The sequence below is a fragment of the Roseovarius sp. D22-M7 genome, assembly GCF_037083785.1.
Classification (GTDB): Bacteria; Pseudomonadota; Alphaproteobacteria; order Rhodobacterales; family Rhodobacteraceae; genus Roseovarius.
Genome location: NZ_JBAPKY010000113.1, coordinates 1 through 4573 on the forward strand (window position 1 = coordinate 1; position 4573 = coordinate 4573).

Annotated in this window: 5 protein-coding genes; all 5 read right to left on the reverse strand. The window is 49.8% G+C overall.

Annotation, left to right across the window (positions count from 1 at the left end; genetic code table 11):
* Positions 1–281 precede the first annotated feature (281 nt).
* Positions 282–1157 carry a hypothetical protein gene (locus V8324_RS21095; RefSeq protein WP_336421865.1) on the reverse strand — a complete coding sequence of 292 codons (876 nt, stop codon included), beginning with the start codon at positions 1155–1157 and terminating at the stop codon, positions 282–284.
* Between the two features lie 133 nt (positions 1158–1290).
* Positions 1291–1476 (reverse strand): hypothetical protein, encoded by a 186-nt coding sequence (locus tag V8324_RS21100; RefSeq protein WP_336421866.1) that lies wholly within the window; start codon positions 1474–1476, stop codon positions 1291–1293.
* Positions 1477–1487: 11 nt separating this feature from the next.
* Positions 1488–1655 carry a hypothetical protein gene (locus tag V8324_RS21105; RefSeq protein ID WP_336421867.1) on the reverse strand — a complete coding sequence of 56 codons (168 nt, stop codon included), beginning with the start codon at positions 1653–1655 and terminating at the stop codon, positions 1488–1490.
* Positions 1656–2652: 997 nt separating this feature from the next.
* On the reverse strand, positions 2653–3309 hold the full coding sequence (locus V8324_RS21110) for a uracil-DNA glycosylase family protein (protein WP_336421868.1): 657 nt from the start codon (positions 3307–3309) through the stop codon (positions 2653–2655).
* Between the two features lie 262 nt (positions 3310–3571).
* Positions 3572–4573, reverse strand: a 1002-nt coding sequence (locus tag V8324_RS21115) for a hypothetical protein (RefSeq protein ID WP_336421869.1), incomplete at its 5' end; no start/stop codon positions are given.

Genomic DNA, 4573 nt, shown 5'->3' on the forward strand with positions numbered 1-4573 from the left:
AACGCCCTCGGCACCGCCGAGATCGCTCGCGTGGGCTGACCTCAGTGGGGTAAGGGGAAGTCATACCTCAGGCCTGAGTTCTGCAACAATGCCCCCCATAGGGTAGACATATGTAGGGCCTTGGGCTGTCCTTTGGATGACGTTGGCACGTCCTTTGGATGACGTTAGCACGTCCTTTGGACTGGTCTAATAGACGATGCTGAATGGTCGTGGATAAAAAGCCCCAAACCATTTACATGGTTCAGGGCAGGGCATTGCAGGTCATCCCACAATGCTTTGGATCATCCAACGATGCTGTCGATCTTCTCGACTTGCTCTTTGGCGTCAGTTTCCAGCACGTCTCGCAGCAGGCTTGCGGCTTCCGTAGCCATCTCATCGAGGTCTTCATGCTGCATCAAGAAAGCCTTGATCCGCTTCTCAAGCTTGGTCATCTGGCGTTTCTTGGCGGCTTGCTCTTTTTTCTCTTGCTCAGCCTTTGCAGCCTTTTCGGCTTCCTTGGCTTCTTCGACGGTCTCATAACCTTCCTGCTCAGCCTTGTCTTTCTCTTCCTTCTCTTTCTTGACCTTTTTGTATTCCCGCTTAATCACGGTCGGATTAGCAGACTTGAAGGATGCAATGTCATTGACATTGAGAATGTGCAGCAGGTCGCTTGCCTCGTGGTCTGTCACGTTCAAGGCTTCATAGAGCCATGTGCAGTTCGAACGCAGCGCCGGATCGAGTGCTTGGGACACTGGCAAGGCTTGTGCGAGGTATTGCCCGAAAAGCTTTGTCGATTTGAAAGCTTTCTTGGCGTCAGACTGGAAGCGACCGATAACAAGATAGCTGTTCAGCAGATCAGCTTCCTTGTTATTCACGGCTTCGAATGCCGCTTGTGCCTCATCGGCGTCAGCCGTGATCTTCTCAGGATCAACGCCTTCAGCAAGCGCATATTCATTGCCTTCAGCATCCTTCAGGGTCGCACGCTCAGGCGTCGCCTTTTCTTCCTTGGCTTCTTTGGCTTTGGTTTCTTTCTTTGCAGTAGGCTTCGAAGAAACATTCGGCGGCTTGCGAGGTTTCTTTGTAGGTTTCTTGGCACCTGCCTTTTGGCCTCCAGTTGCTTGCGTGATGGTTTCTTCCACGGCTTCTGTGGTATAGGTGATGGCGTTCTGGTTAGTCATATCAGTTCTCCATCTTAGGCAGGTTCTAGTAAATGACGTGTTCACGTCCTAAGGTTCTTCAACGTTATGCGCCTAAGGCGTCACGATAAGCCACGATAGAAGGCCCTAGCCATTCAGACCAGGGCAATCCAGATCATTTCATGCAAGCGTCAAGAAAGCGCTGCCGTTGAAAGTTCGGGTTCTCTGCATCAAGCTTGTTAGCCACAGTATGCACCATAGCGCTTGCGGTAATCTCTGTCATGCGATCAGAATTACTAACGGTGCGGCGGTAAACTTCATTCAAGGCGGCAGCGATCATGTTGTAGTCTTTGCGTGTCATTAGTTCACCCTCTAGCCATTGATTGCAGCACGTTCGGCGGCGCGATTTGAATTGTCCCTCTGCCATGCGTAGGTGCTGGCCTCGGCAAAGGTCATCTGTTCAAGGTAAACGAGCGTCCGCAGATCGTTATCGGTCAAGACTTCATTGGTGGTAGTGTTGGCGTTCTGGTGGATGGTCATTTGTGGTTCTCCTATGGACCATTTATTGGAGGGCTTCACCAAATTGACTGATGGTGAAGGCAGAAACGGTTGAATTGGCTTCTGCTTCTTGTCAGTCCGCTTGATGATCGGGCGTTTCAGTCCAGAAACTTGATTGTGCCATCAACACGTACGATATAACGACGCATTGCGTTTCCTTTCTCTTTACTTTGGACGCGTTAAAAATAGGACTTGACCCTATTTGGTTCTCCACAATCGGCCTAATGCGCCACGGCTTGTGCAGTTCTCAGATGCGTACGCGCACGCAAAAGACACACTATTACCACACGAATGCTAATAAGAATGATAACCCATTGATTTAAAGTTATCTTTTGACAATCTTCGTATATCCGACAAGTGTATTTCCCCTGCCAAAACAAAGGGGTGGGGGTTTTTCAGAAGTCGTTTCAAAAAAGAGGGGTTATTGTTATTGTTCATTATTATTGAGTTTTAGCGAATGGATGCCGATGGAAAAGTCGTTGTACCAAATCGTCGGACAGTTATCAGTTTGTGTAGATTTAAGTTGGGATCGGATAAAGAGTTCCCTGCGAAGCCTGTCCTCCAACGAGACCGGCAATAATCTCGAACGTGGTTTTTTAGAGAAAGACATTTTTTCACTCGGCAAATACGTTGTACTTTGCATTCAGTGTTAAAGGGCTGAGGGAAGGTCCGTCCGGAGGAACGCTCTCGTAAAGGAGGTTCATGTAAGACCACAAATGTCTCATGACGTATTTCCTTCGCCGCACTTTTTCGTAGCGTTTGGAGAACGGTTTTCTTGGTAATGAAAAAACCAGACTTTTCACCCAGCCGCAGCCTGAAACTGTTGCCTTCCAGCTCGATCCAACGGTGCGAACACTCGACCCTAAGGGTGGAATCCGGAACTTCGTTGTGGCCCAAGCGACTGAATTATGCGAGCCGCACCTGCAGGTTGAATAAGCTCCGATGAGGACTTGGATTAGGCAGGGCAAGCTTGGAGCCGTTAGTTGAGCTCCCTGAACAACTGATCCATCGGCGTTTGGCTAGCGCTTCTTTTCATGATGCCGAAGCGGGAAAGGTGTGGCAAGCCGATCCATGTTCCGCCTGCAAAAGTTCCACGGGACGCAGTGTAGTTTCCCCATCCGGTGGGATATTTCGTGATGTCATGAACCAAGAGCAATCTTGATATTTCACGATTTGTCTTAGCGCCCATTGACACCACGAGACTTGGACGCGCTACGGCGAGGATTTGTGTCCACAGGTTTTTGCCGAAGATAACAGCGTCGGAAGCTCCCGGCAGACTATCTTCACTCGGTGACCGAAATGGGACAAGATTTCCCGCTAAAACGTCCTCTGGCTCCACATCGAGTCTGTGAAAAAGCGCCATGACCTGTTCTTGCAGGGAACTGCTTGGATTCCAGTCTTCAACTTCCTTGCGATAAGCCGAGCCTGCCTCGGCGGAGAACTCGCCATGGGTCTGATCGATATACCTGCCACCAGGATTAAATCCGATAAAAGCAACACGCGCACCAGATAGGACGCGGCGGGGGCTGTAGAGCAGACGCCAACCAAGCGCAGGCCCCGGATAGCGTCGAAGCCGTCTCTCATACTCCTCTTGAATATCAGCCTCCAAACGTTCGGTATTTGTTGATACGGTCATCGTGCGGTTCCTGTCCTCACTGCCATCGAACTAAGCACATCGCTCCAAAAGGTGTCTTTTAAGGGTTTTAACCTGCATTCGTCGCACTTGGCTCAGAGGTGCGATGTGGCGAACAAGCCAAGACTTTGCGACGCTCCCTGCCTGGCCCTCAAACAGTTTGGTCTGTTCAGCTTTCCAGACGGAAATTGTCAGATGTCGGCAGCCAGCCCGGAGCGGACGCATCGCCGCCGGCTCGAAAATGCGAAAGCTGACCTTCGCTGGATTAGCTCGAAGGTCCGGTTTGTTTGTCGCGCGACATGCCGGACAGCTCTTCTGCCGACAAAGGAAGGTGTTTGAGAGTTGTCTTCGCTCTATTAAGCTGATTGTTAACCTCAGAATTCTGGCTTTCGTTCATCTCTCGTCGCAATGGTGCCAGCTTCTCAAGCCATTCCTTCGCAGATGCGTCGTCCCCAAGTCTAGTCTCGACAACAAACATTCGCACAATTGAAGTCGCAAGATCAAAGAACCCATCATCCCAAAAAGACCTTTGTTGCGCTTTCAAAAAGAAGTCATAGCTGCTGAAAAAATGAGTTTTGGCTTGGGTGTCTTCAGACAACAATACTAGTAGATCTCCGGCCCTTTGTAGAAATTTCGCCTTTTCTATGATTCCCGCATTAGTTTCTTCGTATGGCTTAAATGCCTGAGAAAATTCGTCCCAGTATGTCAATGCCAATTTGGCGAGACGCAGCTGCCCAATTCGCTCCGCAGACTCTGCAAGGTTGAAAATCAGATCGGAGGACTCCTGGGCCTGACCCAGTGTTTCAGAACGACGTAATTGTCTACGACTTATTCTAATTGCTTTTCGTAATGCTCGCACAGTTTCTCGACTATCAGGTTTGACGGCCAACGCAGCCTCGCTGTAAACTTCTTGAGCTCTTGCGACATTCATCCTTGCCTCATTGGACCGTGCGCTATTAGCACTCGCTAGCTTCAGGGAGAACGCGATGATAATTGCGTATGGCCAAAAAGATCTTCGAAAGTGATCAGCATAAACAAAGATCCCATCAGAACCAACCGATCCAGAATCTCTTCGTTGTAATGCCTCAGTCAGTTCGTCATCAGCTGATTTCTGTTGCAATTCGGCAACTGCCAACTCTTTGAGGCTTCTATGTGAGCCATCTTCGTATTCTCCTAACAGGCTGCTGAAAAACCCCGCCTCGACATGGATTTGAGAACGTGATTCACCCTTTGCACGGCATGTAGGGGGATGACGATGCGCGGGACG